Origin of the sequence: Phenylobacterium sp. (assembly GCF_046590535.1) — a bacterium.
GTDB lineage: Bacteria > Pseudomonadota > Alphaproteobacteria > Caulobacterales > Caulobacteraceae > Phenylobacterium.
The window spans coordinates 1-26,113 of record NZ_JBKJTG010000239.1 but is presented as its reverse complement, the minus strand read 5'-3'; the positions used below and the strand labels follow the sequence as shown (position 1 = coordinate 26,113).

Here is a 26,113-nt window from a genome sequence, read left to right as displayed (position 1 = left end):
CGCCCGGGCGATGCCGACCCGCTGGTGATCTGCGACGAGGCGGTCTCGGCCCTCGACGTCTCGATCCGCGCCCAGATCATCGACCTGCTGATCCAGCTTCAGAAGGAGATGGGCCTGGCGATGATCTTCATCAGCCACGACCTGGCGGTGGTCCGCGAGATCAGCCACCGGGTGCTGGTGCTCTACATGGGTCGCGTCATGGAGTTGGCCGACCGCGCCGCCATCTGGCAGGCGCCGCGCCACCCCTACACCAAGGCCCTGCTCTCGGCGGCGCCCATCCCCGACCCGGCCGTGGAGCGCACCCGCGTGCGCCTGAAACTGGTCGGCGAACCGCCTAGCCCGATGGACCCCAACGCCGCCTATCGCTTCGCCCCGTCCATGCTGGCCGGCGGGACGCCGCCAGCGTTGCTCCAGGTCGCGCCGGGGCACCTGGTCTCGGAGTTCGACGCCTGACGTTGCCCCTGGCAACCACCGCCGTTAGGTTGCGCGCCTTTTCGGGACCCCGGCCGGCAGCATGACACTTTCCTTCGACGACATCCTCGCGGCCCAGGCGCGGCTGCAGGGTCATATTGAAAGGACGCCCTGCCGTTTCTCCCGGACCCTGTCGGAGATCACCGGCGCTGAGGTGTGGGTGAAGTTCGAGAACCTGCAGTTCACCGCCGCCTATAAGGAGCGGGGCGCGCTCAACAAGCTGCTGCAGCTGGGTGAGAACGTGCGGGCGCGCGGCGTCATCGCCGCCTCGGCCGGCAACCACAGCCAGGGCCTGGCCTACCACGCCGCGCGGCTGGGCATCCCGGTGACCATCGTCATGCCCCGGACGACCCCCTTCATGAAGGTGCAGCAGACCCGCGCCCACGGGGCCGAGGTGGTGATCGACGGCGACGGCTACGACGAGGCGTCTTCGTTCGCCATGCGTCTGCGCGAGGAGCGTGACCTGGTGTTCATCCACCCGTTCAACGACCTGGACGTGATGGCCGGCCAGGGCACGGTGGCGCTGGAGATGCTGGAGGACGTCCCGGATCTGGAGGTCCTGCCGACCCCCATCGGCGGCGGCGGGCTGGTGGCCGGCATGGCGACAGCGGCCAAGCACGTAAAGCCCGACATCCGCATCGTGGGCCTGGAGCCCGCTATGTATCCGTCGTTCACCGCGAAGATGCGCGGCGTCAACGCCGGCGCCGCCACCGGCGGGGCGACCATCGCCGAAGGCATCGCGGTCAAGGCGGTGGGGGAGACCAGCTACGCCGTCGCCCGGCCGCTGATCGACGAGGTGCTATTGATCGAGGAGCCCCACTTCGAGCGGGCCATCGCCCTTTACTGCAACGTGGAGAAGACGGTGAGCGAGGGCGCCGGGGCGGCGTCCCTGGCCGCCCTGCTGGCCTATCCCGAACGCTTCTGTGGCAAGAAGTGCGGCTTGGTGATCACCGGTGGCAACATCGACACCCGCCTGCTGGCCTCGGTGCTGACCCGCGAGTTGGTCCGCGAGCAGCGGATCGTCAGCCTCCGGATCATCGGTGACGACCGGCCGGGCCTGTTGGCCAATGTCTCGATGATCATCGGCCAGATGGGGGCCAACATCATCGAGGTGGCGCACAACCGCCTGGCCCTCGACGTGCCGGCCAAGGGCGCGGAGTTCGACTTGATGATCGAGACCCGCGACGCCCAGCACACCAAGGAAGTCATGGATGCGCTCCGCGAGCGCGGCTATCCCCCAAGGGCCGTCTAGTATGTTCCGTATTTTGATGATTTCCGCGGCGCTCCTCGCCCTGGGCGCCTGCCAGGCCAAGGCGCCGGCGCCCGACCAGAGCATCCAGTCCAAGGCGTTCATGGAGCAGACCGTCAAGCAGGCCGGGGTGAAGACGCTTCCCTCCGGCGTCGCCTTCAAGGTGGTCCGCGAGGGCCCCGCCGGCGGCCTGCGCCCGCGGCTCAACGACGAGGTGAAGGTCCACTACGAAGGCAAGCTGGTGGACGGCAAGGTGTTCGACAGCTCCTACGAGCGCGGCCAGCCCGCCGCCATGCCGCTCGCCGGCCTGATCCCCGCCTGGCAGGAGGCCCTGCAGCTCATGCGCCCGGGCGACGAGTGGGTGCTCTATGTCCCGCCGGAGCAGGGCTATGGCTCGCAAGGCGCCGGCGGCGGCGAGATCCCGCCGGGCGCCGCGCTGATCTTCCGCATCGAGCTGATCGACGTCCTGCCCGGACCTGGCCGCATCCAGCAGGGCTGACGCCGTCCGTCTCCGTCTGGACACCGCGCGGGAGGGGTCTAAGGCTCATGCCATGTCCGCCCCCGACCTCTATCCGCCCGCCCGAGCCATCCTCGAACGGCTGGTGGCCTTCGACACCACCTCCCGGCTATCCAACCTCGAGCTGATCGCCTGGGTTGAGACCTACCTCGATGGCCATGGCGTGCCCCACCGGCGCGTGTCCAACCTCGAGGGGACCAAGGCCAACCTGCTGGCCACCATCGGCCCGGACGTCGAGGGCGGTGTCGTGCTCTCCGGACACACCGACGTGGTGCCGGTGGACGGCCAGCCGTGGAGCACCGACCCCTTCACCCTCGTCGAGCGTGACGACCGGCTCTATGGGCGCGGGACCTGCGACATGAAGGGCTTCCTGGCCCTGGCGCTGGCCGCCGTGCCCGGGCTGGTGGCGGCCCGGCCCATCCGGCCCATTCACCTGGCCTTCTCCTATGACGAGGAAATCGGCTGCCTGGGCGCCCGCGGCCTGATCGCGGAGATCTGTGCGGCGCTGCCGCGGCCCGCCCTGGTGCTGGTCGGCGAGCCCACCAGCATGGACGCGGTCAACGGCCACAAGGGCATCGCCACCTTCCGGGTGACCGTCTCAGGTCGCGAGGCCCATTCCAGCCAGACCCAGCAGGGCGTCTCGGCGATCATGGAGGCGGTGACCCTGATGGCCTCGCTCTCGACCCTGGCCCAGCGGCTGGAGCGCGACGCCGACCCCGCCTCGCCGTTCACGCCCAAGCACGCCACGCTCACCATCGGCATGGTGGACGGCGGCACCGCCGGCAACATCCTGGCTAGGCGGTGCAACTTCCTGTTCGATCTGCGCTGCCCGCCCGGCCTCGACCCGGAGGCCGTACTGGCGCCCTTCTTCGCCGACGCCCATGCGCTCGACGCCGCGCTCAAGCTGCGTGCGCCGGAGGCCGGTGTGGCGGTGGAGCGGCGCTCCAGCACGCCCGCCCTGTCGCCGGAGCCGAACGGCGCCGCCGAGGCCTTCGCCCGCCGGCTGGCCGGGGACAACGGGCCGGCCCGTGCCGTCGCCTTCGCCGCGGAGGCCGGGCAGTTCCAGGAGGCGGGGTTCTCCACGGTCATCTGCGGCCCGGGCTCCATCGAGCAGGCCCACCAGCCGGACGAGTATGTGGATGTGTCTCAGATGGAGCGCGGCGCGCTGTTCATGCGCCGGCTGATCGACTGGGCGGCCGAAGCCTGATCACCGCACGCCGGGTCTGCAGGTCCCGCGGGTCCCAGGTCATGGCCCGCGCGATTTCCCATGCGGAAACCCGGCGGCCCCGCTGCACGGCGCGGCGGCTGCGCAGCACCGCGCCCAGACCCGCCAGCGCGGCGCCATAAGCCTTCCACACCACCCCGGCCAGCGGGCGGTTCGCCTTGCGGCTGGAGATGTAGAACACCGCCGCCAGGTGCAGCGGCAGGACGATGGGCAGGAGCAGGGCGGGCGTGTCCTTCACCAGCACCCAGAAGCGGTTGCGATTGCCGTGGAAGACGGCGAATTCCGACTTCGGCCCGCCGGAGGATGCCGAGCCCACGTGGCGCACGACCGCGGCGGGGACCACCACCGTGGGCTCCCCGGCCAGTTGCAGGCGGTAGCCCAGGTCGACGTCCTCGCAGTAGCAGAAGAAGCCCTCGTCGAAGCCGCCCAGCTCTAGAAACAGGGCCCGGTCGATCATCATCGCCGCCCCGCACGGGGAGAACACGAACCCCTCGGGCGTATCACCGGGGTCGGGCCGCATGTAGCCCCCGCGGTAGGGGATGCAGGGGCCCGACATTACGTCGCCGAGACCATCGAGCACCCCGGGATCATCGTCCATCACCTGGCGCGAGGTGAAGCTGCGCACGCCGCGCCAGCGCCGCGACGCCTCGACCAGCTTCGCCAGCCAGTCAGCCTGCGGATAGGCGTCCGGATTGAGCAACACCAGCCAGCGGCCGCTGGCCGCCCTGGCGGCCTGGTTGTTGGCCGCGGCGAACCCGAGGTTCTGCGCATTCTCGATCAGCCGCGCGCCCGGGATGGCGGCAATCGCGTCCTGGGCCTCCCCGTCAGGCGAGGCGTTGTCCACGACGATGAGTTCGAAGTCGGTGAAGCTCTGGGCGGCCAGGCGTTCGAGGCACCGGGCGAGCGTGGCGCCGCTGCGGTAGGCGACCACAGCGACGCTGATCGCCGGGCCTTCGCCCTTGTCATCGCTCACGTGCTGCGCCATGCGGTTGGCTACTCTCGACGCTGGAACACCATGACGACTGTTACGCCGCTCGCGCTCCCCGAGGTTCTGCTTATCACGCCCAGGCGGCATGGCGATGCGCGGGGCTGGTTCTCCGAGACCTGGAGCCGCAAGGCCATGCTGGAGGCCGGCGTCGACGCCGACTTCGTGCAGGACAACCAGGCCTTCAGCGCCCGACGGGGAACCCTGCGCGGCCTGCACTTCCAGATGGCGCCGCACGCCCAGGCCAAGCTGGTGCGGGTGCTGCGCGGCGCCATCTACGACGTGGCGGTGGATATCCGGCAGGGGTCACCCACCTTCGGTCGCTGGGTCGGCGCGGAGCTCACCGCCGAGCGCGGCGAGCAGATCTGGGTGCCGCGGGGCTTCGCCCACGGCTACTGCACGCTCTCCGACGACACCGAACTGGTCTACAAGGTCGACGCCCTCTACGCGCCCCAGGCCGAGGGCGGCCTGATCTGGAACGACCCTGACCTGGGCATCGACTGGCCGGTGGCTGGCGACGTGGTGACCTCCGACAAGGACAAGACCCTTCCCAGGCTGAAGGACCTGGCGCCGGTCCAGTTCTAGGCCGCCGCGGACCACTCCTCACACACCTGCGCGTCCGTCTCCAGATCGCCGATCCCGGCCTTCAGTCGTGCGAAGGCGTCGGCGCGCAGCAGCCGTGACAGTGCCCACACCGCAGCTCCCCTCACCAGCGGCGAGGCATCCTCGATCAGCCTCAGCACCACCTCCGCCAAGGCGGACTCGCCCGAGTTGCCGATGGCGTAGCAGACGTTTCGGATGAAGCGGTCGCGGCCCAGACGCTTGACGGGACTCTTGGCGAAGAGGGTGCGGAAGGCTGCGTCGTCCAGCATCGCCAGGTTGGAGAGCGACGGCGCCCGCAGGGCCTCGCGGGCGCTCAGCTTCTGCTCGGCGGCGGCTTGGGCGAACTTGTTCCAGGGACAGACGGCAAGGCAGTCGTCACAGCCGTAGATGCGATTGCCCAGGGCCGGCCTGAATTCGTGCGGGATCGGGCCCTTCAACTCGATGGTCAGGTAGGAGATGCAGCGTCGGGCATCGAGCTGGAACGGCGCAGGAAACGCCTTGGTCGGGCAAATGTCGAGGCAGGCCTGGCATGATCCGCAATGCATGGCCTCGGGGGCGTCGGGCGCCAGATTCAAGGTGGTCAGGATCGAGCCCAGGAACAGCCAGGAGCCGAACTCGCGGGAAACCAGGTTGGTGTGACGGCCCTGCCAGCCGACGCCGGCCCGTTCGGCCAGGGGCTTCTCCAGGAGCGGTGCGGTGTCGACGAACACCTTCAGTTCGCCGCCAAAGCGGGCCTGCAGCCAGCGGGCCAGGGCCTTCAGCCGTTGCTTGACCAGGTCGTGGTAGTCGTCGCCCTGGGCATAGGCGCTGATCGCCCCCAGGGTCGGGTGCTCGAGAATTTCCAGCGGGTTGCGAGCGGGGCCATAGTTGATCCCCAGAACGACGGCCGAGCGGGCCTCGCCCCACATGGCGCGGGGGTGGGCGCGGCGGTCGGCGGTGTCGGCCAGCCAGCCCATCTCGCCGTGCCGGCCTTCTGCGACGAATTCGGCCAGCCGCCCGGCCGCGGGCCAGGCGTCGTCCAGGTCGGTGAAGCGGCAGAGGTCGAACCCCAGCGCCTTGGCTTCGGCCCGGATTAGGTCTTCACGGTCGTCAGAAGTCGAGATCGTCATAATGCGGCGCGGGTGTCAGCCCCGGCCAGCGGTCCGTCAGCAGCGGCCGGAAGCAGGGCCTGGATTTCAGCTTCATGTACCAGGTCTTCACCGCAGGGAAGTCGGCCCAGGGCATGTCGCCGAAATAGTCGATCACCGACAGGTGTGCGGCGCCGGCGAAATCCGCCAGGGACAGGCGTTTTCCCGCCAGCCATTCGCGGGCCTGCAACAGCCGGTCGACGTAGAACAGGTGCTCGCGCAGGCCATCGCGGCCCTGGCGCAGATTGGTCAGGTCCGGCGCGCCCATCCCCAGCAGCCGCTTTTCCATCTTCTCGTGCAGGATGTAGCCGCCGGCCTCGAACTCGAACTTGCGGTCGAACCACTGCAGCAGCCTGCGCGCCTCGGCCCGTTCGGCGGCGTCGCGAGCCAGGAGCGCGGGCTCGGGGTTGACCTCCTCCAGGTGGTCGAGGATCGCGCGCGCCTCGCACAGCACCAGCGGTTCGTCCTCGCCGTGCGTCTCGATCAGTACGGGAATCAGGCCCGACGCGTTGAGATTGGTCAGTTCGGGGGGCCGCTCCCAGTAGCGGACCTGCACCTCGGAGAAGGTCAGGCGCTTCTCGCCCAGGGCCAGGCGAACCTGGCGGGAGGCGGGGTCCAGCGGGAAGTGATGCAGGGTACGTTCGACGCTCATGTCGGGGTGAGCAGCTCTCGGAGAATCAGTCAGCGCCCAAGTGACGCCGCACCTCTTAAGGGCGCGTTTACCGCGTCTGGGACCCGCCCTCGGCGAAGGCCCCGCCGTGCGGCTCAGCGCGTCCGCGCGGGTCGGCGTGGATGATGATGTCGGCCGCGGGAAAGGCCGCCAGGATGCGCTTCTCCGCGGCCACGATCACCTCGTGAGCGGAGGCCAGGGTCAGGTCCGGGTCGAGGTCCACATGCATCTGGATGTGCAGGTTCGGCCCGGCTGCTCGGGTGCGCAGCTGGTGCACGTCGGTGAGCCGTCGGTCGGCGGTGGTCAGCCGCACGATCTCCTCGCGGATGGCGTCGGGCAGTTCGTGGTCCATGAGCTGGCCGGCGGCCTCGCGGAAAACGCTGACCGCGCCCCAGAGCAACAGCGCCGCCACGACGATGGCCGCCGCGGCGTCGAGGCCGCTCAGCCCGAGCCAGGCCGCCCCGCCGATGCCGACCAGGGCCACGACGTTGGAGGCGAGGTCCGAGGCGTAGTGCGCCCGGTCGCCGCTGACCGCCACGGAGGCGGTCTGGCGCAGCACCCGCGACTGGGCGGCGATCAGCCCCATGGTGAGCAGGATGGAGACGCCCATCACCGCCATCGCCCAGCCACCGGCCCGGAGGGGTTGGGGGTCGAGGATGGCGTCCACCGCCTCGCGGGCGATCAGGGCGGCCGAGGCGAACACCAGTCCGGCCTGCACCAGGCTGGCGAAGGCCTCCGCCTTGCCGTGGCCGAAGCGGTGCTCAGCGTCCGGCGGCGCGGCGGCGTAGCGCACGGCATAGAAGGTGGTCAGGGAGGCCACCAGGTCGAGGCCGGAATCGGCCAGGGAGGCCAGCATGGCCGTGGAGCCGGACGCCATCCAGGCGGCGGCCTTCAGGCTGACCAGGATGGCCGCCGTGGCCACGGAAAGCACGGTCACCCGCCGGGTAAGGGCGGCGGTCTCGGCGACGGAAAGGCGCGGGGCGGCGGACATGGCGCGGAACCTAGCGCCGCGCTCCGCCGAGGCCAGCGCGAACGACTCTCAGCTTCTACGCCGCCCGTTGCGGCAACGGTCCGACGTAGCGCGACTGCGGCCGGATCAGCCGCCCGCCCGCCAGTTGTTCGCGGGCATGGGCCAGCCAGCCGGCCACGCGACCCATGGCGAAGACGCAGGTGAAGGCGGAGGGCGGGAAGGCCAGGGCCTCCAGGAGGAGGGCGGTGTAGAACTCGACATTGGTGTCGAGCGGCCGGTTGGGCTTCTTCTCCCGCAGGATGGCCAGGGCCGCGGCCTCGACGGCCTCGGCGAACTCCAGCCGGCCCTGGCGCGCGTCGAGCCGGCGCACCGCGCCTTTCAGGGCGTCGGCGCGGGGGTCGCGCACCCGGTAGATGCGGTGGCCAAAGCCCATCAGCCGATCGCCGCGTTCCAGGGCGCCCTCGATCCAGGCCCGGGCGTTCTCCGGCCGTCCGATCGCGTCCAGCATCTCGATCACCGGCCCAGGGGCGCCGCCGTGCAGGGGCCCTTTCAGGGCGCTGATCCCGGCCAGCACCGCCGAGCCCAGACCCGCGCGGGTTGAAGCCACCACGCGGGCGGCGAAGGTCGAGGCGTTCAGCCCGTGGTCGCTGACGGTGACCAGATAGGTGTCAAGGGCGGCCACCTCGGCTGGGCTGGCGGTCTGACCGCGCAGCATCCGCAGGATGTCGGCGGCGTGGGTGAGCGCCGGGTCCGGCCGCAGAGGCGCCTCGCCCGCCTGGGCGCGGACCACCGCGGCGGTGAAGACGGCTGGCGCAGCGACCAGCCGAAGGGCGATCGCCAGGTTGTCGCCGTCGGCCAGCCTGGCGGTCAGCGCGCGCATGGCCTCGATGGGGGTGCGGTCCAGGAGGCCGGTGTCCAGCGCCGCCACCTCGGCGAACACCTCAAGCCGCGCCGCGCCCAGCGCCGGCTGCAGGTCGGCGGGGAGGTCCTCGTAGAACCCTGCGAACAGCAGATGCGTCACGTCCTCGAACCGGGTGCGCCCGGTCAGCTCGTCCAGGGAGCGGCCGCGGATGATCAGCCGGCCGGCCCTTCCGTCGACCTCCGAGAGAACGGTGTCGGCGGCGACGACGTCTTCGAGTCCATCGGACATGGCGATCTCCAGTACTTGCGAGCTGGAAGATTTGCCGGCACAGTGCGAATCGTCAATCTTGATCAATGTGATCAACATATGCCGAGTGCCGACTGGATTGCCGCCGAGGACGCCCGCGCCCGCCTGGGGGTGCGACCGCAGACCCTCTACGCCTATGTGAGCCGCGGGCGGGTGCAGGTGCGGCCCGATCCGCACGATCCGCGCCGCAGCCTCTACCGGGCGGCCGACATCACCGCCCTGACCCAGCGCAAATCGCGCAGCCGCAAGGTCTCCGACGTGGCCGCTGGCGCCATCGCCTGGGGCGAGCCGGTGCTGGCGTCGTCGATCACCACGGTGGCGGGCGGGCGGCTGTTCTACCGCGGCCGCGACGCCATTAAGCTCGCTGAAACCGAGACCCTGGAGGCGGTGGCGCGGCTGCTGCGCGGCGGCCACGGCGCGGCGTTGAAGCGCACCGAGCGGCCTGCGTCGCCGCATGCGCCCGACATGCGCAGCCGCGCCTTCCTGGCTCTGGCCCAGCGGGCGGGGATCGATCCACCGGCCAAGGGCCGCGCCGCCCTGGCCCTGGCGGTGGAGGCGGCCACTCTGCTGGACGTGCTCACCGACGCCATCGCCGGGGAGGTCGGCGGCGGGGCGATCCACAACCGCCTGGCGATGGCCTGGGGGTTGGGCCCGGGCGGGCCGGGGGCCGACCTGATCCGCCGCACCTTGGTGCTGGTGGCCGACCACGAGCTCAACGCCTCGGCCTTTTCGGCCCGGGTGGCGGCGTCCACAGGCGCCTCGCTGTCGGCCTGCGCCCTGGCCGGTATCGCCACCCTGTCTGGGCCCCGGCACGGCGGCGCGACCCAGGCAGTGCAGACCCTGGCGGCGGAGGCGACCCAGCAGGGGCCGCGGCAGGCCATCGCCAACCGCCTGGTGGAGGACCGCGCCCTGCCGGGCTTTGGCCACCCCCTCTATCCCGACGACGACCCGCGCGCCGCGGCGCTGCTGGATCGGCTGACACTGCCCGCCGACCTCGCGGCCCTGCAGCAGGCGGTGCGCGCCGTCACCGGCCTGGCGCCCAACGTGGACTTCGCGCTGGTGGCGATCTCCCAGGGGCTGAAGCTGCCCGCCGACGCGCCCTTCGCCCTCTTCACCGTGGCCCGCTGCGCCGGCTGGATCGCGCACGCCATCGAGCAGGGCCAGTCCGACAGCCTGATCCGCCCCCGCGCCCGCTACGTCGGGCCCGAGCCAGAGTTCGCCTAGACGCGGGCGACCTGGACCTTCCGGAATTTCACCACGCCCTGGCCGTACTGCAGGGCGATGCGCCCGTGGGAGTGGGTGGCGTCCCTGGCGTCATCGACGGTGTTCGCCCCGTTCAGCCAGACGCTGAAGCGCTCGCCCCTGGCGTTGATCTCCATGACGTTCCAGCGCCCGCCGGCCTTGGGCATTGGCGAGACCTTGGCCAGGCCGACGATGCTGCCGGTGCCATAGGTCGGATCCGGGCGGCGGTCGAAGATGTTGACCTCATAGGCGCTGGTGGGTTCCACCCGCAGCGGGTTGGTGCAGCGGATGAAGATGCCGCTGTTGGCGTCCTCGCTGACCCAGAACTCGGCTCTGATCCGCACGTTGCCGAAGGTCTCGTCGGAGACCAGGAAGCCGCCGCCCCTGTCCGCCTGCACAACGCCGTCAGCCAGCGTCCAGTTGGCGTCGCCGCGGGGCGTCCAGCCCCGCAAGGTGCGGCCGTCGAACAGGGTGCGCCAGTGGGGGCCGCCCGCGGCCCTGGCCGGCGCCGCCGCGGCGGCCAGTCCCAGGCCAATCACAGATCGGCGTCGCATGGCGGTCTCCTGGGTCTCGACGGCGCGGGCGCTGCAGCGCTGGCCGCGAATCTTAGTCCGATTTAGAGATAGACGTCGCCTCCAAGGAGAGCTCCGCCGTGCCGGACTGGATCTACGCCATCATTCTGGGCGTCATCGAAGGCCTGACGGAGTTCATCCCCGTCTCGTCTACTGGGATGATGCTGCTGGCCAAACAGGCCATGGGGCTGCCGAACGGCTTCTGGGACACCTTCGCGGTGATGATCCAGCTAGGCGCCATCATGGCGGTGGTGGTGCTCTACTTCCGCAAGCTCATGCGCGCGGTGATCGACCTGCCCAGCGACCCGCAGGCCCGCCGGTTCGCCCTGACCATTCTCATCGCCTTCGCCCCCTCGGTGATCCTGGGGCTGCTGCTGCACGACTTCATCAAGGCGGTGTTGTTCGACAGTCCGACCGTCCAGTGCATCTCGCTGATCCTGGGAGGGATCGTGCTCTTGGTGATCGACCGCATGGCGCCCGCGCCGACCCAGGACGATCCCATGCGGCTGACGCTCAAGACCGCGCTGGTCATCGGCCTCTTTCAGGTGGTGTCGATGATTCCCGGCGTCTCGCGGTCGGGCGCCACTATCGTCGGCGCCATGTTGATGAAGGTGGAGAAACGCGCCGCCGCGGAGTTCACCTTCTTCCTGGCCATCCCGACCATGGCCGGGGCCTTCGTCCTCGACGCCTGGCAAAGCCGCGATCAGCTGGTGGGGAGCAACATCGGCCTGATCGCCATCGGCTTCGTCACCGCCTTCCTGGTGGCCATCGTGGTGATCAAGGCGATGCTGGCCATCGTCACCCGCCGCGGCTTCGCGCCGTTCGGCTGGCTGCGGATCGCCATCGGCCTGATCGGCCTGGCGGCGTTGCAGTTCGCCTAGACGCGGCCGGCGGCTATCTCGCGGTCTTCCTGGTCGGCATACTGGCCGCCCTTGCGGTAGCGATAGAGATAGGTCGGCAGGATGGATTCCAGGTGCGTGGGGGTGACGCCCAGTTCCGCCAGGCCCGGATAGGCGCCGGAGCAGACATTGTCGGTCTTCAGGAGCTCTACCTGATCCGACGTGATCGGCGGGGGCAGCAGGCGGGAGAGCAGGTCACCGCCAGCCCCAAGCAGGCTCGCCACCGGGAACGGGATGGGCGCCAGGAACCGCCGTTGGCCGGTCTCGGCCAGCATGATCTCCATCAGCCGGCGGAAGCTGAAGTCGGCGGGGCCGCCAAGCTCATAGGTCCGGCCGGCGACCGCTGGGTCGGTGACCACCCGGGCCAGCGCCTGGCCCACGTCGCCAACATAGACCGGCTGGAAGCGCCCCGAGCCGCCGCCGATCAGCGGCAGCACCGGGCTGAACGAGGCCATGGCGGCGAAGCGGTTGAAGAAGGCGTCGCCGGCCCCAAACACGATGGAAGGGCGCACCAGGACGGCGTCGGGGCGAAGTTCGCGCACCGCGGCCTCGCCCTCGGCCTTGGTGCGGGCGTACTTGGACGTGCTGGCCGGATCGGCGCCCAGGGCCGACATCTGTACCACGCGGGTGACGCCGTGGGCCTGCGCGGCCTCGGCCACGTTGCGGGCGCCCATGACATGCACCGCCTGGAAGCCTTGGCGTCCGGTCTCGTAGAGCACCCCCACCAGGTTCAGGGACGCCGTGGCGCCTTCCAGCGCCCGGCTCACGGAGGCGGGATTGCGGATGCTGGCCTGCACCACGTCGATCTGGCCCACGTCCCCATGCAGCCGCATGGCGTAGCCCTGGCCGGGGTTGCGGACCGCCACGCGGACGCGCCAGCCTGCCTTGGCCAGCTGCCGCACGGCCTCGGTCCCGACGAAGCCGGATCCGCCGAAGACGGTGACGAGGTTCTGCATGGCGCGCCGGTCTCTGGAGGGGGTGCGAGAGGCAAGCGGATAGACGATGCGGCCCGCACCCGCAATGCGACTTGGCGCAAGGCTCCGCTGGCCGTTGACCGCGCCGGAGGAGGGCTCTAAGGAAGCGCCCTCGCGCGATCCGACGGATCGGGCCCAGGTGGCGGAATTGGTAGACGCGCTGGCTTCAGGTGCCAGTGGCTTAACGGCCGTGAAGGTTCGAGTCCTTTCCTGGGCACCACCCGTCGCGGTGGATGCGCTTCGGCAGTCCTTCCCTGGGCGCCATCCCTCTCTCTATAGTGGAGACTAGGGATCGACCGCCGGAGCCAGCGTGCAGACATCGTGACGACCTTCCAACATCACGCAGACCTGCCGAACGGCGTGCTCGCGGGCGCGACGGCGGTGGCCATCGATTCGGAGACCATGGGCCTGCGGCTGGGCCGCGACCCCCTGTGCGTCGTGCAGCTCTCCGACGGCCAGGGCGACGCCCACTTGGTGCAGCTCGACCGCGCCACCTATGACGCGCCCAACCTCAAGCGCCTGCTGGCCGACCCGGCGGTGACCAAGATCTTCCACTTCGGCCGCTTCGATATCGCCATGTTCTGGCTGCATCTGGGGGTGGTGACCGCCCCCGTCTATTGCACCAAGATCGCCTCGAAGCTGGCCCGCACCTATACCGACCGGCACGGCCTGAAGGACGTCACCCGCGAGCTGATGGGCATCGACCTGTCGAAGGCCCAGCAGAGCTCCGACTGGGGCGCTGCGACCCTGTCGGAAGAGCAGGTTGCCTACGCCGCGTCCGACGTCCTGCATCTGCACAGCCTGCGCGCGCGCCTGGACGAGATGCTGGCGCGCGAAGGCCGCGACGGGTTGGCGCGGGCCTGTTTCGAGTTCCTGCCGCATCGCGCCCTGCTGGACGTGGCCGGCTGGGAAGACGTCGATATCTTCGCCCACGCCTGAGCCCGGCATGTCGGCGCCAGACCTCGCCATCCCCTCAGCCAGCCCCCGCCGGACGGACGTCCAGCGCTGGCGGGCCCGTTCGCGCTTCATCCGGCTGCTTCGGGTGGCCCTGCCGGCCGTGATCGTGCTGATCTTCGCGGGCCTGATCGCCAGCGTCGCCTACAACACCTTCCGCGCGGCGCCGGTGCTGGTGGACGACAGGGAAGAGCCGATCCGCCTGGTGAACCCGCGCTTCGTGGGGCGCGACGACCGCGGCCGGGCCTTCGTGCTCACCGCGGCCACCGCCACCCGCGACCCGGAGGACTATCAGCGGGTGGTGCTGGACAAGCCGGCCCTGGTGCTGGACGAGAACGGCCCCGACCAGATGCGGGTCAGCGGCGTGCATGGCGTCTACCACGAGGCCAACCGCAAACTGCAGCTCACCGGCGGGGTGCGCCTGTCGGGCGCCGAGATGGCCTTCGAGACCGCGGCCTCGCTGTTCGACACCAAAACCGGCGAATTGGTCGGTTCAGGCCCTATTCAGGGGTTCGGCGGCATTGGAGAAATCAATGCGAAGTCCTATTCCATAACCGAGAAGGGCGATCGCATCGTCCTGGGCGGCGGAGTCCGCGCCCGCATCGACACGAAGTGAGCCTGGCTAGATGAAGCGCCTTCTTACGATCACCGCCCTAACCGCCGCCCTCGCCGCGGCGCCCGCTCTCGCGCAGCTCGCGCAGAACTCCGACGCGCCCATCGACATCGCGTCGGACAATTTCGAGGGCACCAACAGCGCCTGCGTCACCGTCTGGACGGGGTCGGCCGAAGCCCTGCAGGACACCGCGCGGCTGCGCTCCGATGTCATGAAGACCTATTTCAAGGTGAAGTCGCCCGGCGCCACGGGGGGGCAGGCCACCTGCGGCGACCTGATCCGCCTGGAGGCCACCGGCTCGGTCTACTACGCCACGCCCCAGCAGCGGACCCGGTCGGACACGGCCGTCTATGAGGTGGGCTCCAGCACCATCACCATGACCGGCAACGTCGTCGTGGCCCAGGGCCCGACCAACGTCATGCGCGGCGAGCGGGCGGTGATCAACACCGAGACCGGCGTGGCGACCATGCAGGGCGCCACCAAGGGCCGCAATTCGTCCGGCCGCGTGCGCGGCGTCTTCTATCCGAACCAGCCCGCTACGGGCCAGCCGCGGTGATCTCTTGAAGCCGGAACGTATCGCCGTCCCGCCCGGCGTGGCCGCTGACGGCCTGATCGTCGACAACATCGGCAAATCGTTCCGCGGCCGGCCGGTGGTGAAGGGCGTCTCGCTCCGGCTCGGCCGGGGCGAGGTGGCGGGCCTGCTGGGTCCCAACGGTGCGGGCAAGACCACCTGCTTCTACATGATCACCGGCTTGATCGCCGCCGACTACGGGGCGATCTACCTTGACGGCGAGAACATTACCGCCCAGCCAATGTACCAGCGCGCCCGCATGGGTGTGGGCTACCTGCCGCAGGAGACCTCGATCTTCCGCGGCATGACCGTGGGCGAGAACGTCATGAGCGTGGTGGAACTGCGCCAGCGCGACGCGCGCCAGGCCCGCGCCACGGTGACCCAGCTCCTGGAAGAACTGCACATCGAGCACCTGCGCAACGCCCCGGCCATCTCCCTGTCGGGGGGTGAGCGGCGCCGCGTGGAGATCGCCCGAGCCCTGGCGTCGGAACCCTCGTTCATGCTGCTGGATGAGCCCTTCGCTGGCATCGACCCGCTGGCCATCGCCGACATCCGCGAGGTGATCTCGTACCTGAAGCAGCGCGGCATCGGCATCCTGATCACCGACCACAATGTGCGCGAGACCCTGGACATCATCGACCGCGCCTCGATCATCCATGCGGGCGAGGTGCTGTTCGAGGGTCGTCCGGACGAGATCGTCGACGATCCGGAAGTGCGCCGCGTCTACCTGGGCGACAGCTTCACCTGACCCGACCGGAGGAGCCATGACCGCTGCGTCCCGCCGAAGCTTCCTGGCCGCCCTCGTCGCCCTGACCCTGGCCGCCGGCCCGGCCGCCGCGGCGGACAAGCTGGCGGACGTCAAGAAGGCGCTGCCCCTCCTGGACGCCTACCTGAAGCTGCCGCCGGCCGAGCGCAGCCGCTTTACCGTCGCCTACTATATGCGCCAGGACGGCAAGCCCCTGACAGCGCCGCTCTGGCTGGTGGATGGCGGCGAGCGCACCGCGCTGCCGCTGCGGGCCGACGGTCGGCTGGAGCGCCTGCCCACGCTGGCCCAGTACCAGCGGGGCAAGGTGCAGGTGGGCGTCGAGGAGAAGACGAAGATCTCGATCAGCATGATGGTGGAGCCAGTGGCCCCGCCGGCCGCCGCGATGGAGGCCCGCGAGCTCAACCTCGCCCTGGCGCAAGCCGCCGCGGGGGCCCGCAAGGCGGCCGGCATCCTGGCGGCGGCCATGCCAAAGCTGCAGACCGTGTCGTTCCGCGACGTCGCGTCCGGAGAGGTCGAGTTCCTTGATGGCCGGCGGGCGCCGCTGCCGCGGGTCAAGGGTGTGGTGACCTACAATCCGGCGAACACGCCCGGCGCGAAGACGCTCTTCTTCCCCAAGGTCCCGAGCCGCATCGACATCAGCTGAGCAGCTGCGCCCGCGGTGCGGTGGCGGGGCTGGTGTTCGCCTAGCCGGAGAATTCGGCCGGCGGATTAACCAATCGGTGGGGATGGGCGCCCTAATCTGGCCAGCAAGAAACAGGCCAGGGGGACGGTTTTGGCGCTCAGCGCGCGTTTGGAGCTTCGGCAGGGCCAGGGATTGGTCATCACGCCGCAACTGCAGCAGGCCATCAAGCTGCTGCAGCTCTCCAACATTGAGCTCGACGCCTTCGTCGAGGATGAGCTGGAGCGCAACCCGCTCTTGCAGCGCGATGAACGCGACGCCGAGCCCGATCCGGAGACCCCCCAGGCGGAAATCTCCGACAACGCCACCGACCGCATCGCCGATGTCGAGGCCAGCGCCGACATGGACGTCAGCCATGACGAGTCCTCGCCGGGCGAGCGCGCCACGGGCGACACGCCGGACGCCCCGGCGGCCGAGGCCGGCGGCGCCATCGACTGGTCCAAGGCCGGTCGCGGCGGCGGCTTCGACGGCGATCCCGACGCCCTGGAAAGTGCGCTCACCCGCCACAAGACCCTGGCCGACCACCTGCATGATCAGCTCGTTGTGGCGGGCCTGACGCCGGCCGAATGCGCCGCGGCCAGCCTGCTGATCGATGCGGTCGATGAAGGCGGTTACCTGCGCTGCGACCTGGCCGAAACCGCAGAGCGACTGGGCTGCGACGACGCCTTCCTGGCTCGCGTCCTGACCGTGTTGCAGGGCTTCGAGCCGGTGGGCGTCTGCGCCCGCGATGTCCGCGAGTGCCTGATGCTGCAGCTGAAGGAACGCGACCGCTGCGACCCGGCCATGGAGGCCCTGCTCGACAACCTGCCGCTGCTGGCCCGCCGCGACATGGCCGCCTTGAAGCGCGTCTGTGGGGTCGACGACGAGGACCTCAAGGACATGGTCGCCGAGCTGCGCGGCTTGACCCCGCGTCCCGGCGCGGCGTTCGGCGCGGAGCCGTCCCACGTGGTGGTTCCGGATGTGTATGTGCGCGAGGGCCTGGGCGGCCTTTGGCATGTGGAGCTCAACTCCGACACCCTGCCCAGGCTGCTGGTCGACCAGCGCTACCACGCTCGGGTCAGCGCGGTGGCCCGGAGCGACCAGGAAAAAACCTTCGTCTCCGATTGCATGGCCCAGGCCAACTGGCTGGTGAAGAGCCTGGACCAGCGGGCCCGCACCATCCTGAAGGTGTCCTCCGAGATCGTGCGCCAGCAGGACGCCTTCCTGGCGTTCGGGGTGGAGCACCTGCGGCCGCTGAACCTCAAGACCGTCGCCGACGCTATCGGGATGCACGAATCCACCGTCAGCCGGGTGACCTCCAACAAGTACATCGCCACGCCCCGAGGGGTGCTTGAGATGAAGTTCTTCTTCACCTCGGCGATCCAGGCCACGGAGGGCGGCGAGGCGCACTCGGCGGAAAGCGTGCGCCACAAGATCCGCCATCTCATCGACGCCGAGCGCGGCGAGACCGATGTCCAATCCGACGACGCCATCGTCGATATCCTCAAGGAAGCCGGTGTCGATATTGCCCGGCGCACGGTGGCGAAATACCGCGAGGCCATGCGCATCCCGTCCTCCGTTGAGCGCCGCCGGATGCTAAAGGAAGCCGTCTGACGCCAGCGATGTGAAATCCGCTTGGCGCTTGGCCGGTTAGGGGCCAGATGGGCGGCGAATGCCCCACTCCTCAGAAAGCCGTATGCCGCTGTCGGCGATCCTGCGCCAGGCCGGCGAGAGCGCCAACGAGCGCGTCTCGCTGGCTGAGTTGACCGAGCAGTTTGGCGGACGGGCCCTGGGCGCGCTTTTGCTGGTGTTCGGCCTGGCCTGCATGCTGCCGCTGCCGCCCGGCGGCACCACCATATTCGGCCTGCCGCTGCTGCTACTGGCCCCGCAACTGATGATGGGCTCGCGCGCTCCCTGGCTGCCGGCCAAAGTCCGCGAGCGCACCCTGGCCACCGCCGACCTGCGCAGGGGCCTCGATCGCCTGCTGCCGTGGCTGCAGCGCCTGGAGGCGGTCTCCAGGCCCCGGTTCTCGATCCTCTTCGGCGCCTGGGGCCAGCGGCTGATCGGCCTGGTCTGCACGGTGCTGGCCTTGGTGCTGATCCTGCCGATCCCGCTGGGCAACATGCTGCCCGCCACGGCGGTCACCGTCCTGGCCTTGTCGCTTGTGCAGCGTGACGGCGCGCTGGCGCTTCTGGGCTATGCCCTGGCCGCCACCAGCGCGGGCGTCCTGGTGCTCGCCGCCGGCATTGTCATCGGCGCTGTACAACATCTTTTGACGATGCTGGCCGCCGCTTGACACCATCCGCCGGGCGGCGCGTTGATCTTGTCATGCAAGTCCATATCACCGGAAAACACGTCGATGTCGGCGAGGCTCTGCGTTCGCGAGTCTCCGACGAAATCTCCTCCAGCATCGGCAAGTATTTTGACCGCGGCGGCGGCGCCGATGTGGTGGTCAGCCGTGAGGGCCACGCCTTCAAGGTAGACTGCGCCGTCACCTTGACCACCGGACAGAAATTGACGACGCACGGCCTTGGCGGCGACGCCCACTTGGCCTTCGATGCGGCGATGTCGAAGATGCAGAAGCGCATCCGCCGCTACAAGAACCGGCTCAAGGACCACCACCCCCAAGCCTTGGCCAGGCAGGCGGAAACCGCCGCCTACTTCGTCATCCAGGCGACGGACGAGGACGAGGAAGAGGCCATCGAGGAAGAGGCGCAGAGCTTCCCCGAGCCGATGGTGATCGCTGAGACGGAGACGGCGATCCGGACGATGACCGTTTCGCGGGCAGTGATGGAACTCGACCTGACCGAGTCTCAAACAATCGTGTTCAGGAATGCTGCGCATGGTGGATTGTCGGTGGTATATCGCCGGCCGGATGGGAACATCGGCTGGATCGATCCAGAGCGTACCAAAGGCGGCGAGGGGCGTGCGCCGGACGGTATCCGCGAAGCACACTAGTCTCGGCGGACCGTCACATAGATCCGCTACGGAGCGGACCGTACCAAGTCACTGACATAGTTTTAGGCGACCATGAACATCGGCGAACTTCTAGATCGCGGCGCGATCTCCTTGCGCGTCAGCGCGACCAGTAAGCGCCAGACCCTTGCGGTGATCGCCGAGATCGCGGCTCGCAACCTTCGGCTCGACGCCGGCGAGATCCTCGACGCCCTGACCGAGCGCGAACTGGCCGGATCAACCGGGGTCGGCCACGGGGTCGCGGCTCCGCACGCGCGGCTTGAGGGGCTCACCCGGATGCGCGGCGTCTTCGTGCGCCTGGAGCAGCCGGTGGAGTTCGGCTCTGTGGACGACCAGCCGGTGGACCTGATCTTTGCCCTGTTCGCCCCCAAGGAAGCCGGCACCGAGCATCTGCGGGCGCTGGCCCGGGTGTCGCGGCTGCTTCGCCAAGCGGAGCTGCGCGAGCAGCTGCGCAAGGCGCGAACCGCCGACGCCATCCACGCCCTGCTGGTCCAGGATATCGGCCCCACCGCCCGCTCCTCGGCGGCCTGACGCGCGGACATGAAAAAAGCCGGCCCAGGCCGGCTTTCCTCACCTTCCCATGGCGAGCGCTAGTGCACGGACACGGGCGCGAGCTCGTGGGCCAGGGCCGCAGCCACCGCGCTGTCGCGGTCGCTCAGCACCGCCAGACGCTCACCATCGGCACGGTGCACCGCGTAGAGCGTCTGCTCGGGATCGAGATCGAAGCCCTGCACCTGCGACGAGGGCACACTCGCGATAATGTCGGCGGCCTTCACAGGCCGGACATAGACGAGGTTGGGCGCGCCCAGGGCGGCAAAGGCTTCGGTCGAAAGAATAGGTGTCATCAAGACCACCTCCATGAAACTCAACGCGTCGGAGGGTCGCCGGTTCAGCCGACCTTCCAGGTGATGGGGCCCGGGTTTTTCCAGCCGCCCCGGATTTTCGACTACCGCAACACTTGGCCGGCGATCCGGATGGGGATCGACTGCACGCGTTTTTCCGGTTCCGGCCGGATCAGATCGATATGCAGCAGCCCATGCTCTAGGGTCGCGGCCTCCACCACCATCCCGTCCGCCAGCACGAAACTGCGCAGGAACCCCCGCGCAGCGATGCCGCGGTGCAGATAGGCCTCCTCGGTGCGCTGCCCGGCTTCATCGCGCTTGCCGGTCACCACCAGGTGGCGGTCCTCGACGGTCACCGCCAACTGGTCCGGCGTGAAGCCGGCCACGGCCAGGGTGATGCGGATGGCGCCTTCGCCGAGGTCTTCGACGTTGTAGGGCGGATAGCTCTCGGCGGCCGCCTTCGCGGCGCGCTCGATCAGGGTTCGGGTGTGTTCAAACCCCAGCAGGAAGGGGCTGTCGAAAAGTATCGACCTGTTCATCGGACGAGTCCTCGAAAGAAGCGACTCTCCGGCCGGGCCGCCCGGTAGCGGCGCGGCTCGACCGGACAGGCTCTATCTGGGAAGTGCGCCTGGGATTTTCAACGGCGCCGCTGGGCCGCCACCTCGGCCGCCCGCTTGCCCGGCGTGGTTCGCAGGACGGCCCATCCCAGCCCGGCCGAGAGGATTGAGCCCGCCAGCACGCCAAGCTTCGTAGCCTCTTGCAGCTCGGGATTGTCGAACGCGAGCAGGCCGATGAACAGGCTCATGGTGAAGCCGATCCCGCACAACAGAGACACGCCGTACACTTGCCCCCAGGTCGCCCGAGCTGGACGCTCAGCCAGCCCCGTGCGGACCAAAAGCCAAACGGAGCCGAAAACGCCGATCTGCTTGCCTAGAAACAGACCTGCGGCCACCCCCAACGGAACGGGGGCCAGAAGCGCGCCCAGGCTGAGCCCGGCAAACGAAATCCCGGCGTTGGCGAAGCCGAAGACCGGGACAACGGCGAAGGCCACCCACGGCTGAAGGGCGTGCTCCAGCCTGTGCAGGGGGGACTGGGCGTCGTCGGGCGCGCTGGGAGAGCGCCGGAGCGGGATCGTCAGGGCGAGCGCCACCCCTGCCAGCGTGGCGTGAACCCCGGACTGGAGCGTGAACCACCACAGCAACGCGCCCACGACGAGATACGGGGCCAGCGCAGCAACCTTCATCCGGTTCAGGGCGACCAGCGCGGCGAGCGCCACGCTGGCTGCGGCCAAGGCCCAGGCCGCCAGGTCAGCGGTGTAGAAGAACGCAATGATCAGCACGGCTCCGAGGTCGTCGATGATCGCCAGGGCGGTCAGAAAGATCTTCAACGAGACGGGAACCCGCGAGCCGAGCAATGACAGGATGCCGAGCGCAAACGCGATGTCGGTCGCCGCCGGGATCGCCCAACCGCGCATGGTTTCTGGCTGACCGCCCTGGAACGCGAGATAGACCAGGGCGGGAACCAGCATTCCGCCCGCCGCTGCGACTCCCGGAAGGATGCGCCGGGGCCATGTAGAGAGCTCGCCGTCCACGACCTCGCGCTTTATCTCCAGCCCGACGAGCAGGAAGAACAAGGCCATCAGGCCATCGTTGATCCAGTGCAACACGTCCAGGCCCGCAATGGGCGTGCGAAGGGTGGAGAAATAGGCTTCCGCGAGCGGCGAGTTCGCCACGACCAACGCGAGAGCCGCGGCGCCCATCAAGATCAGACCTCCCGCCGCCCCGCTGTGCAGGAAAGCGCGAAGCACAGAGGCGGGCCGTTGGCGTAAGCTCGATGTCATCTCGACTGACTACCGCGACGCGGAAGCGGACCACAACATCAGGCGCGGCCTGTTGGCGCCGTTCTCCCCTTGATCTAGCCTTGCAGCCCGTCTGGAGGCCGCCCTGGGTCCGCGCTTCAGCTGGAACCCGGCCACATTGAGACTGGTGGTGGTCATGGTCGGGGTGTTCTGAAAGCCATGCCGGCGGACAGCGTGGACATGCCGCCACCCCATGACGGGTGCGGCGTCAGGTCGTTATGAGCCTTTGGAAGGTGGCCCTTTCCCCGACCCTACGAGGGCCGGGGAAGGGATGGTGGAGCTAAGCGGAGTCGAACCGCTGACCTCTTGAATGCCATTCAAGCGCTCTACCAACTGAGCTATAGCCCCGAGGTCTCGGGTCTTCCCAGAAACCCTTGCGGGCGTTCCGGGAAGGCGCGGAACCTATTGAATGAGGTCTCCCCGATCAAGCCCGCCGCGCGGGCTTTTTTCGCGAAGGACCCTAGCGTTCGTCCTCGCCCTCTTCCGGCAGGCCCTCGATCTCGGAGTCGTCGAACTCGTCCTCTTCTTCTTCTTCTTCTTCCAGGAAGGGCACGTCGGCGTCGTCCTCGACTTCTTCGTCGTCGCTGAACTCGCCCAGCTCGTCGGCCGCCGGGCTGACGCCCGGCTCGGCGGTATCCTCGTCGTCGTCGGCGGCCAGCGGCGGGTCATCGACGACCTCGTCCAGCTCCGGCGTGACGACCTCGTCTTCTTCCTCGTCCTCGTCGCCCTCGGCGCGCGCCTTGACCTGGTCTTCGCGCTCGTCGTCGGCCTCGGGCTCAGGCGCTGCCGCCCGGGCGCGGACGCGGCGGTTGCGGACAGCCTCATCCGGATCGAACTCGGTGGCGCACTTGGGACAGTGCGCCGGACGCTTGCTCAGATCGTAGAACTTCGCTTGGCAGTTCGGGCAGACCTGTTTGGTGCCCAGCTCAGGATTGGCCAAAGGCGCAGACCCTCTTTGGAGTTCGGTTTCTCGGAAGCCGGCTCCCTTGCCACGCACGGGAGCGGCTGTCAAAAGCAAACCCCCTCGTGAATTCCTGCAGCCCGCGGAGGCGCGTTTTCGGCAATGACGGCGGCTGGACTGACCGCCAGGCGCGCGGGCCCGCTGACGGGCGTCGTGCGCGCGCCCGGGGACAAATCGATCTCGCACCGCGCGCTCATCCTGGGCGCGCTGGCCCACGGCGTGACCGACATCGAGGGCCTGCTCGAGGGCGACGACGTGCGCCGCACAGCCGCCGCCATGGGCGCCTTCGGCGCCGGCGTCGAACGGCTGGGCGAAGGCCGCTGGCGGGTCGAGGGACGGGGCGGTTTGGCTGAACCTGCCGACATCATCGACTGCGGCAACGCCGGCACCGGGGTGCGGCTGATCATGGGCGCGGCGGCGGGTTTTGCGCTCACCGCCAGCTTTACCGGCGACGCCTCACTGCGCGGCCGGCCGATGAACCGGGTGCTGAAGCCGCTGGGCCAGATGGGCGCGACCTGGATCTGCCGCGATGGCGGGCGCCTGCCCCTGACGCTGAGGGGCGGCGGCCTGAAACACATCGCCTACCGCCTGCCGGAGCCGTCGGCCCAGGTGAAGTCGGCGGTGCTGCTGGCGGGCCTGCAGGCCGAGGGCGGTTGCGAGGTGATCGAGCCGGAAGCCACCCGCGACCACACCGAGCGTATGCTGCGGGCCTTTGGCGCCGTGGTCGAGGTCAGCGAAGCGGGGACGGACCGGCGCATCGTGCTGGCCGGCGGGCAGACCCTGGCGGGTTGCGCCATCCGCGTACCCGGCGACCCGTCGTCGGCGGCCTTCCCGCTGGTGGCCGCCCTGATCACCCCGGGGTCGGAGGTGACGGTGAAGGGCATGCTGCTCAACCCCCTCCGCATCGGCCTCCTGGACACCCTGGGCGAGATGGGCGCGGACCTGGCCGTCACCAATGTCCGCGACGAGGGCGGGGAGACGGTGGCCGACGTCACCGCGCGCTATTCCCAGCTCACCGGCGTGGAGGTCCCGCCCGAGCGTGCGCCGGCGATGATCGACGAGTATCCGATCCTGGCGGTGGCGGCGGCCTTCGCCGAGGGCCCCACCCGGATGCTGGGGATCGGCGAGATGCGGGTGAAGGAGAGCGACCGCATCGCCCTGATGGCCCACGGCCTGGCCGCCTGCGGGGTCGGCGTCGAGGAGGAGGCCGATGCGCTCACCGTGATCGGCGGCCAGCGGGGCAATCATCCCGTGGCCGGCGGCGCGCGGGTGACGACGCACGGGGACCACCGCATCGCCATGGCCCACCTGGTCATGGGCCTGGCCGCCGAGGCGCCGGTGTGCGTGGACCAGCCCGGCATGATCGCCACCAGTTTCCCGGGCTTCGTCGAACTGATGCGCGGCCTGGGCGCCGAGATCGCCCACGACCAGCCGGCGGCGGCGTGAGCGGGAGCTTCGTCATCGCCGTCGATGGCCCCGCGGCCTCGGGCAAGGGCACCATCGCCACGGGTCTCGGCAAGGCGTTCGACCTGCCGGTGCTGGACACCGGCCGTCTCTACCGGGCCGTCGGGGTGCTCATGCAACGGGCGGGAGAGGACCTCGACGACACGCCCGCCGCCGCCGCCCGGGCCAGGATGCTCACCGCCGATCTGCTGGACGATCCCGGGTTCCGCACCCGGGCGGCCGGTGAGGCGGCCAGCCGCGTGGCGGTGCATGCCGGGGTCCGGGACGCGCTGCTGGCGTTCCAGCAGGCCTTCGCCGGTCAGCCGGGCGGCGCCGTGCTGGACGGCCGCGACATCGGCACGGTGATCGCCCCGGACGCCCTGGCCAAGCTCTATGTCACCGCCTCGGCCGAGCGGCGCGCCGAGCGGCGCTGGAAGCAGCTTACCGCCCAGGGGGAGACGATGGCGCTGGCGGAGGTGCTGGAAGACATCCATAGACGGGACGCTCGCGACGGCGGCCGCGACGCCGCCCCCATGCGTCCCGCCCCTGACGCTGTCTTGCTGGACACTTCCGAAATGACTATAGAGCAGGCCGCCGATGCGGCCCGCCGCATCGTCGAGGCGGCGCGCGCACGCTGGGAAGGCCACAACCGGCCTTCCTGACGGAGCAATCCCACCGCGCCTCATCCTCGGACGGCTGCGGGCAGACTTCACCGCGTGGGGCTCACCCCTCACGTTTTCGGTTGCAACCCTTAACCCGACGCCGGGGAACCGTCCGACGCTCAATCGAGCGCGCGGGCCTCGCGTCATTTGAAGACGAAAGACCCACATGGCTGACGACATGAGCCTGAACCCCACCCGCGAAGATTTCTCCGCACTGCTCGACGAGTCCCTTGGCGGACGCGATTTCATGGAAGGCCAGGTTGTTCACGGCAAGGTCGTGGCGATCGAGAAGGACTTCGCCATCATCGACGTGGGCCTGAAGACCGAAGGCCGCGTCCTGATGAAGGAATTCGCGGACGAAGAAGGCAAGGTAACCCTGGTGGTCGGCGACGACGTCGAGGTGTTCCTGGAGCGCGTCGAGAACGCCATGGGCGAGGCGGTCATCAGCCGCGACAAGGCCCGCCGCGAGGAAGCCTGGACGCGCCTGGAAGCCGTCTATGAGCGCAACGAGCCGGTCATGGGCTCCATCGTCGGCCGCGTGAAGGGCGGCTTCACCGTCGACCTCGGCGGCGCCTCGGCCTTCCTGCCTGGCAGTCAGGTGGATATCCGTCCGGTCCGCGACGTCGGTCCCCTGATGGGCCGCGAGCAGCCGTTCGCGATCCTCAAGATGGATCGCCCGCGCGGCAACATCGTGGTCTCGCGCCGCGCCATCCTGGAAGAAGCCCGCGCCGAACAGCGCACCGAGCTGGTCGCCCAGCTGCAGGAAGGCGAAGTCCGCGAAGGCGTGGTCAAGAACATCACCGACTACGGCGCGTTCGTGGACCTGGGCGGTATCGACGGCCTGCTGCATGTCACCGACATGAGCTGGAAGCGCGTCAACCATCCGAGCCAGGTGCTGGCGGTGGGCGACACGGTCAAGGTGCAGATCGTCAAGATCAACCCCGATACCCAGCGCATCTCGCTCGGCATGAAGCAGCTCCAGTCCGACCCTTGGGACGGCGTGGAAGCCAAGTATCCGGTGGGCGCGAAGTTCACCGGCCGCATCACCAACATCACCGACTACGGCGCCTTCGTGGAGCTGGAAGCCGGTGTCGAGGGCCTGGTGCACGTCTCCGAAATGTCCTGGACCAAGAAGAA

General features: G+C 69.4%; 30 protein-coding genes and 2 tRNA genes. 20 read left to right on the top strand and 12 right to left on the bottom strand.

Annotated elements, in window-relative coordinates:
- The 4 genes from ACLL81_RS14780 to argE all read left to right on the top strand — a co-directional run.
- A partial coding sequence (locus tag ACLL81_RS14780; protein ID WP_411289121.1) for an oligopeptide/dipeptide ABC transporter ATP-binding protein occupies nt 1-453 on the top strand: 453 nt, incomplete at its 5' end.
- A gap of 61 nt (nt 454-514) precedes the next feature.
- Nucleotides 515-1,723 carry a threonine ammonia-lyase gene (locus ACLL81_RS14775; protein WP_411289120.1) on the top strand — a complete coding sequence of 403 codons (1,209 nt, stop codon included), beginning with the start codon at nt 515-517 and terminating at the stop codon, nt 1,721-1,723.
- A 1-nt stretch (nt 1,724) separates the two neighbouring features.
- Nucleotides 1,725-2,219, top strand: coding sequence for an FKBP-type peptidyl-prolyl cis-trans isomerase (locus ACLL81_RS14770; protein WP_411289119.1), 495 nt, complete (start codon nt 1,725-1,727; stop codon nt 2,217-2,219).
- Nucleotides 2,220-2,271: 52 nt separating this feature from the next.
- Entirely contained in the window at nt 2,272-3,444 is a 1,173-nt protein-coding gene (gene argE / locus ACLL81_RS14765) for an acetylornithine deacetylase (protein ID WP_411289118.1), read from the top strand.
- Here the strand turns inward: argE and ACLL81_RS14760 are convergent.
- Complete coding sequence (locus ACLL81_RS14760; RefSeq protein ID WP_411289117.1) at nt 3,407-4,447, bottom strand: glycosyltransferase family 2 protein; 1,041 nt, start codon at nt 4,445-4,447, stop codon at nt 3,407-3,409. The genes argE and ACLL81_RS14760 overlap by 38 nt on opposite strands.
- A gap of 30 nt (nt 4,448-4,477) precedes the next feature.
- Here ACLL81_RS14760 and rfbC point away from each other — a divergent pair, with 30 nt between their 5' ends.
- Nucleotides 4,478-5,032 carry a dTDP-4-dehydrorhamnose 3,5-epimerase gene (rfbC, locus tag ACLL81_RS14755; protein ID WP_411289116.1) on the top strand — a complete coding sequence of 185 codons (555 nt, stop codon included), beginning with the start codon at nt 4,478-4,480 and terminating at the stop codon, nt 5,030-5,032.
- On the opposite strand, the gene queG is transcribed toward rfbC, so the two are convergent.
- From queG to ACLL81_RS14735, 4 genes are all read right to left on the bottom strand, one after another.
- Nucleotides 5,029-6,159 (bottom strand): tRNA epoxyqueuosine(34) reductase QueG, encoded by a 1,131-nt coding sequence (gene queG / locus ACLL81_RS14750; protein ID WP_411289115.1) that lies wholly within the window; start codon nt 6,157-6,159, stop codon nt 5,029-5,031. The two genes, rfbC and queG, sit on opposite strands and share 4 nt — an antisense overlap.
- Complete coding sequence (locus ACLL81_RS14745; RefSeq protein WP_411289114.1) at nt 6,140-6,829, bottom strand: glutathione S-transferase family protein; 690 nt, start codon at nt 6,827-6,829, stop codon at nt 6,140-6,142. Before ACLL81_RS14745 ends, queG begins: the two co-directional genes overlap by 20 nt.
- 67 nt (nt 6,830-6,896) lie before the next feature.
- Complete coding sequence (locus tag ACLL81_RS14740) at nt 6,897-7,838, bottom strand: cation diffusion facilitator family transporter (RefSeq protein WP_411289113.1); 942 nt, start codon at nt 7,836-7,838, stop codon at nt 6,897-6,899.
- A gap of 55 nt (nt 7,839-7,893) precedes the next feature.
- Complete coding sequence (locus tag ACLL81_RS14735; protein ID WP_411289112.1) at nt 7,894-8,967, bottom strand: citrate synthase/methylcitrate synthase; 1,074 nt, start codon at nt 8,965-8,967, stop codon at nt 7,894-7,896.
- Between the two features lie 78 nt (nt 8,968-9,045).
- On the opposite strand from ACLL81_RS14735, the gene ACLL81_RS14730 reads away from it, so the two are divergent.
- Nucleotides 9,046-10,209: a citrate synthase gene (locus tag ACLL81_RS14730; protein WP_411289111.1), complete on the top strand. Its 1,164-nt coding sequence runs from the start codon at nt 9,046-9,048 to the stop codon at nt 10,207-10,209.
- Here the strand turns inward: ACLL81_RS14730 and ACLL81_RS14725 are convergent.
- Nucleotides 10,206-10,781 (bottom strand): DUF1080 domain-containing protein, encoded by a 576-nt coding sequence (locus ACLL81_RS14725; RefSeq protein ID WP_411289110.1) that lies wholly within the window; start codon nt 10,779-10,781, stop codon nt 10,206-10,208. The genes ACLL81_RS14730 and ACLL81_RS14725 overlap by 4 nt on opposite strands.
- A 98-nt stretch (nt 10,782-10,879) precedes the next feature.
- Between ACLL81_RS14725 and ACLL81_RS14720 the strand changes: the two genes are divergently transcribed.
- Nucleotides 10,880-11,680 (top strand): undecaprenyl-diphosphate phosphatase, encoded by an 801-nt coding sequence (locus tag ACLL81_RS14720; protein ID WP_411289109.1) that lies wholly within the window; start codon nt 10,880-10,882, stop codon nt 11,678-11,680.
- Here the strand turns inward: ACLL81_RS14720 and ACLL81_RS14715 are convergent.
- A complete protein-coding gene (locus ACLL81_RS14715) occupies nt 11,677-12,654 on the bottom strand; it encodes a complex I NDUFA9 subunit family protein (protein ID WP_411289108.1) in 978 nt (325 codons plus the stop codon). The genes ACLL81_RS14720 and ACLL81_RS14715 overlap by 4 nt on opposite strands.
- Before the next feature lie 151 nt (nt 12,655-12,805).
- Between ACLL81_RS14715 and ACLL81_RS14710 the strand changes: the two genes are divergently transcribed.
- The 10 genes from ACLL81_RS14710 (at nt 12,806) to ptsN (ending at nt 19,741) form a co-directional block, all read left to right on the top strand.
- Nucleotides 12,806-12,892, top strand: a tRNA-Leu gene (locus ACLL81_RS14710).
- Between the two features lie 101 nt (nt 12,893-12,993).
- Nucleotides 12,994-13,611, top strand: a complete 618-nt coding sequence (locus ACLL81_RS14705) for a ribonuclease D (protein ID WP_411289107.1) — start codon at nt 12,994-12,996, stop codon at nt 13,609-13,611.
- Between the two features lie 7 nt (nt 13,612-13,618).
- Entirely contained in the window at nt 13,619-14,242 is a 624-nt protein-coding gene (gene lptC, locus ACLL81_RS14700) for an LPS export ABC transporter periplasmic protein LptC (RefSeq protein WP_411289106.1), read from the top strand.
- 10 nt (nt 14,243-14,252) lie between these two features.
- Nucleotides 14,253-14,795 (top strand): LptA/OstA family protein, encoded by a 543-nt coding sequence (locus ACLL81_RS14695; protein ID WP_411289105.1) that lies wholly within the window; start codon nt 14,253-14,255, stop codon nt 14,793-14,795.
- 37 nt (nt 14,796-14,832) lie between these two features.
- Nucleotides 14,833-15,558 carry an LPS export ABC transporter ATP-binding protein gene (gene lptB / locus ACLL81_RS14690; RefSeq protein ID WP_411289122.1) on the top strand — a complete coding sequence of 242 codons (726 nt, stop codon included), beginning with the start codon at nt 14,833-14,835 and terminating at the stop codon, nt 15,556-15,558.
- 16 nt (nt 15,559-15,574) lie between these two features.
- Nucleotides 15,575-16,219, top strand: a complete 645-nt coding sequence (locus ACLL81_RS14685; RefSeq protein WP_411289104.1) for a hypothetical protein — start codon at nt 15,575-15,577, stop codon at nt 16,217-16,219.
- A gap of 129 nt (nt 16,220-16,348) precedes the next feature.
- The gene (gene rpoN / locus ACLL81_RS14680; protein WP_411289103.1) at nt 16,349-17,848 is read left to right on the top strand and encodes an RNA polymerase factor sigma-54; all 1,500 of its coding nucleotides are present in this window, start codon (nt 16,349-16,351) and stop codon (nt 17,846-17,848) included.
- An 82-nt stretch (nt 17,849-17,930) separates the two neighbouring features.
- Entirely contained in the window at nt 17,931-18,530 is a 600-nt protein-coding gene (locus tag ACLL81_RS14675) for an exopolysaccharide biosynthesis protein (RefSeq protein ID WP_411289102.1), read from the top strand.
- 32 nt (nt 18,531-18,562) lie between these two features.
- Complete coding sequence (gene hpf / locus ACLL81_RS14670) at nt 18,563-19,192, top strand: ribosome hibernation-promoting factor, HPF/YfiA family (protein ID WP_411289101.1); 630 nt, start codon at nt 18,563-18,565, stop codon at nt 19,190-19,192.
- A 72-nt stretch (nt 19,193-19,264) separates the two neighbouring features.
- On the top strand, nt 19,265-19,741 hold the full coding sequence (gene ptsN, locus ACLL81_RS14665; protein WP_411289100.1) for a PTS IIA-like nitrogen regulatory protein PtsN: 477 nt from the start codon (nt 19,265-19,267) through the stop codon (nt 19,739-19,741).
- Between the two features lie 59 nt (nt 19,742-19,800).
- Here the strand turns inward: ptsN and ACLL81_RS14660 are convergent, their stop codons facing one another.
- The 5 genes from ACLL81_RS14660 to ACLL81_RS14640 all read right to left on the bottom strand — a co-directional run bounded on the left by ACLL81_RS14660 (nt 19,801) and on the right by ACLL81_RS14640 (nt 22,850).
- Complete coding sequence (locus tag ACLL81_RS14660; RefSeq protein WP_411289099.1) at nt 19,801-20,070, bottom strand: DUF1150 family protein; 270 nt, start codon at nt 20,068-20,070, stop codon at nt 19,801-19,803.
- A gap of 86 nt (nt 20,071-20,156) precedes the next feature.
- Nucleotides 20,157-20,591, bottom strand: a complete 435-nt coding sequence (locus ACLL81_RS14655; protein WP_411289098.1) for an Hsp20 family protein — start codon at nt 20,589-20,591, stop codon at nt 20,157-20,159.
- Nucleotides 20,592-20,689: 98 nt separating this feature from the next.
- Entirely contained in the window at nt 20,690-21,892 is a 1,203-nt protein-coding gene (gene nhaA, locus ACLL81_RS14650; protein ID WP_411289097.1) for a Na+/H+ antiporter NhaA, read from the bottom strand.
- 290 nt (nt 21,893-22,182) lie between these two features.
- Nucleotides 22,183-22,258 (bottom strand) — tRNA-Ala (locus ACLL81_RS14645).
- A gap of 112 nt (nt 22,259-22,370) precedes the next feature.
- Nucleotides 22,371-22,850, bottom strand: coding sequence for a TIGR02300 family protein (locus ACLL81_RS14640; protein WP_411289096.1), 480 nt, complete (start codon nt 22,848-22,850; stop codon nt 22,371-22,373).
- A gap of 123 nt (nt 22,851-22,973) precedes the next feature.
- Between ACLL81_RS14640 and aroA the strand changes: the two genes are divergently transcribed.
- The 3 genes from aroA to ACLL81_RS14625 form a co-directional block, all read left to right on the top strand.
- Entirely contained in the window at nt 22,974-24,317 is a 1,344-nt protein-coding gene (gene aroA / locus ACLL81_RS14635; protein WP_411289095.1) for a 3-phosphoshikimate 1-carboxyvinyltransferase, read from the top strand.
- Nucleotides 24,314-24,976 carry a (d)CMP kinase gene (gene cmk, locus ACLL81_RS14630; protein WP_411289094.1) on the top strand — a complete coding sequence of 221 codons (663 nt, stop codon included), beginning with the start codon at nt 24,314-24,316 and terminating at the stop codon, nt 24,974-24,976. The genes aroA and cmk overlap by 4 nt, the downstream gene beginning before the upstream one ends.
- Before the next feature lie 166 nt (nt 24,977-25,142).
- Nucleotides 25,143-26,113 (top strand): 30S ribosomal protein S1 (locus tag ACLL81_RS14625; protein WP_411289093.1); only part of this gene is annotated, 971 nt, incomplete at its 3' end.